Source organism: Mesorhizobium sp. M0159, from assembly GCF_040322295.1.
Lineage (GTDB): Bacteria > Pseudomonadota > Alphaproteobacteria > Rhizobiales > Rhizobiaceae > Mesorhizobium.
Genome location: NZ_JAMYTF010000131.1, coordinates 1 through 1,247, shown reverse-complemented (window position 1 = coordinate 1,247; position 1,247 = coordinate 1). Strand labels below are relative to the sequence as shown.

2 protein-coding genes are annotated in these 1,247 nt (G+C 64.2%); both read left to right on the top strand.

The genetic code is table 11. The features are described from left to right. On the top strand, window positions 1-668 hold a 668-nt coding region (locus NKJ32_RS35350), incomplete at its 5' end, for a site-specific integrase (protein ID WP_352830570.1). Next, complete coding sequence (locus NKJ32_RS35345) at window positions 665-1,180, top strand: hypothetical protein (RefSeq protein WP_352830568.1); 516 nt, start codon at window positions 665-667, stop codon at window positions 1,178-1,180. The genes NKJ32_RS35350 and NKJ32_RS35345, both read left to right, overlap by 4 nt. The last annotated feature ends 67 nt before the right edge of the window (window positions 1,181-1,247 follow it).

Genomic DNA, 1,247 nt, shown 5'->3' with positions numbered 1-1,247 from the left:
CATTTCTTCGCTTTTTATGTTGGGCTGGCCACCATGAACAGGATCTCGCCCGCGTCGTCCCAAGGACGCCCCATTGGCGTTTGGCGCATTTGCCGCCGCGCCTTGCATGGGATGACGTTCGGCGCGCAATCGATGCGATCGGCGCAACGACGCCGGTCGACATCCGCGATCGAGCCGTCCTGTTGCTGCTCGCTACCACGGGTATTCGTAACGGCGAGCTCCGCACCATTCGGCTGCAGGATATCGACTGGCGAACTGGCGAGGTCTTTGTCCGGCGCACCAAGGGCAAGCGTGATCGGGTGGCGCCCCTCCTCGAGGAGACCGGCGCCGCGCTCGCCGACTATATCCTGCGTGCTCGACCGAAGGTGGATAGCCCATACCTGTTCCTGTCCTTCACGCCGCCCGTGGGACCGTTCAAGGACGCATCGCCTGTTTCGAGGATCGTGCGGAAGCGGTTGCAGCATGGCGGGGTCGAACTCGGGCGGGTCGCAGGTGCACATCTCCTGCGCCACAGCCTTGCCACCCAGCTCGTCAGGCAGCGAACGCCGATCAACGAGGTCGCCGATCTTCTCGGGCACCGCAGCATCAATACAACGGCGCTGTACGTAAAGGTCGCGGTCTCGCAGCTCGCCGAAGTCGCACTCCCCTTTCCGGGAGGCGTCGCATGACCGCCTTTACCCGATTACTCGGCGAGAAGGCCGAGCGTTACATCGAACTGCGCCACTCCCTCGGTTATGCCTTCAGCAAGCAAGCTGGCACGTTGCGGGCTTTCGTCCGCTACGTTGAGCGCGCTCAGCTCGATGGGCCCGCCACTCGAACGATGGCGCTGGACTTCGTCCTGTCGTTCGGCGGCGCCGCCAACAGCCGCGTCACTCGCCACGGCGTGCTCCGCCGGTTTTACGAGTATCTCGCCGTCTATGACGTCCGAACCGAGGCCTTGGAGCGCAGAGCTTTCCCCAGATCCAGAGCGATTCCGCCTCCGCGTATTCTCAGCGAGGCTGAGTTGGCGTCGCTCATCGACGCATGCCATCGCATTTCGCCGGAGGTTCCTCTCAAGGGCCGGACCATGGCGACGCTGATCGGATTGTTGGCGAGCTCGGGGCTGCGATCGGGCGAAGTGGTCCGGCTTGATCGTTCCGACGTCGATCTGGCCAACGGGATCCGGCACCGGCGCGAATGACCACGCCACCCAGCTCGATCTCCACCGACGCAGACGCTGTCGGCGTGACCTCGACAAAGCCGAGCCG

Excerpts from the sequence above, each read along its gene's own strand:
- NKJ32_RS35345 (WP_352830568.1), top strand. The coding sequence starts at position 665 with ATGACCGCCTTTACCCGATTACTCGGCGAGAAGGCCGAGCGTTACATC.